1 pseudogene is annotated in these 1,950 nt (G+C 77.7%); it reads left to right on the top strand.

From position 1 onward, the window contains the following. Nucleotides 1-124: 124 nt before the first annotated feature. Nucleotides 125-1,950, top strand: a pseudogene (locus tag ACFW1I_RS37865) (alpha/beta hydrolase); the annotation flags it as partial.

Raw genomic sequence — 1,950 nt, 5'->3', positions numbered from 1 at the left:
CCGCCGCACCGCCGGCCGCCCGGCCCGCGCCGGGCGGGCGGCCCCGTCCCGCAGAGCCGGCCCCGTCCCCACTAGGGGAGAATCCGGATTGCGCCCGCCCGTCCGTCCGTACGACGCTGACCGGGTGACCTCGACCGACCGGAACACCCGCCCCGATCGGTCCGCCGGAGCACCCTCCGACCCGGGCCCCGACACCGAGACCCGCACCCCCGGCGCCGCCGCCGGAGCAGCCCGGCGGTGCCTCGCCTTCGCGCGGCGCCCGTACTGGGACCGGCCCAGCCCCGCGTACCGCGTCCGGCGCTGGCCCGATCTCACCGCGCTCCTCCTCGCCACCGTCTTCTTCTGGTCGAGCCTCAGCCCCTCCCTCGTGCCCCGCCCCTGGTACCTCCAGGGCGTCGTCGGCGGCATCACCGCCGCCATCGGCTACGCCCTCGGCTCCACCCTCGCCTGGCTCTTCCGGGCCGTCGTCCGCCGCCTCCCCGGCGAGCGGATCCGGACCCGCTGCTGGCAGGCGTACTGGCTGCTCGCGCCGCTCGCGAGCATCTGGCTGATCTCCGAGTCCGCGCGGATGCAGCGCCGGCTGCGGGTCCTCCAGGACCTGCCGCCCTCGCTCACCTGGCACACCCCGATGATCGCCCTCATCGCGCTCGCGCTCCTGGCCCTCGCGCTGCTCCTGGCCCGGCTCGTGCGGCTCGGCGCCGTCACCCTGATCCGGCTGCTCGGCCGGCTGCTGCCCCGGCCCGTCGCCTACGCCACCGGCGCGCTCCTCACCGCGCTCGCCGTCCTCGTCGGCGTCCGCGACATCGTCTACGACCGGGGGATCGTCGACCTCGCCGACCGCATCGCCGCCGCCACCAACGGCGGCACCAAGGCCGGCGTCGAGCGCCCGGTCTCCCGCCACGTCTCCGGCGGCCCCGGCTCCCTCCTCGGCTGGGACTCCCTCGGCTACGAGGGCCGCAACTTCACCGGCTCCACGCCCAGCCGGGCCGCGCTCACCGCCTGGAGCGGCCGCCCCTCCCGGGACCCCGTCCGCGTGTACGTGCCGTCCACCCCGCCCGTCGCCTTCGCCGACGACCGCCCCTTCGCCGCCCAGGCCGCCCTCGCCGTCCGCGAACTCGACCGCACCGGCGCCTTCGACCGGGCCGTCCTCGCCGTCGCCGGTACCACCGGCACCGGCTGGGTCGACCCGAACGTCGCCGAGGCCCTGGAGTACATGTACCGGGGCGACACCGCGATCGTCGCCGTCCAGTACTCGTACCTGCCCAGCTGGGTCTCCTTCCTCGTCGACAAGGAGAAGGCCGGCCGGGCCACCCGCGCCCTCCTCGACGCCGTCCGGGCCCGCCTCGACACCCTGCCCGCGGACCGCAGGCCGAAGCTCGTCGTCACCGGCGAGAGCCTCGGCGCCTACGCCGTCGAAGCCTCCTTCGGCACCGTCGACGCCCTCCTCGCCGGCACCGACGGCGCCCTGCTCATGGGCCCGCCCGACTTCTCGCCGATCTCCCGCGAGATCCGCCGCGACCGCGACCCGGGCAGCCCGGTCTGGCGCCCCCGGTACGAGGGCGGCAGCCGCGTCCGCTTCGGCCAGTTCCCGGCGGCCGACCTCGCCCGCCCGGCCGCCGCCTGGCGCCACCCCCGGGTGGTCTACCTCCAGAACGCCTCCGACCCCGTCGTCTGGTGGTCGCCCGCCCTCCTGCTCGACCGGCCCGCCTGGCTCTCCGACCCGCTCGGCCCGGACATCACCCCCGAGATCCGCTGGTTCCCCTTCGTCACCTTCTGGCAGACCTCGGTCGACATGGCCGTCTCCTACGGCGTCGACGCCCCGCACGGGCACCGCTACGGCGCCGGGGCCCGCGACCCCGGGGGCCGCGTCCGGCCGCCCGCGGGGGGGGGCCGCGCCGCGCCCCCCCCCGCCCGCGGCGGCAGCGGCGCCCCCGGGGGGGGCGGCTGCGG

This window comes from Streptomyces sp. NPDC058955 (genome assembly GCF_042741435.1).
GTDB lineage: Bacteria > Actinomycetota > Actinomycetes > Streptomycetales > Streptomycetaceae > Streptomyces.
This window is presented reverse-complemented; position numbering and strand designations above follow the sequence as displayed.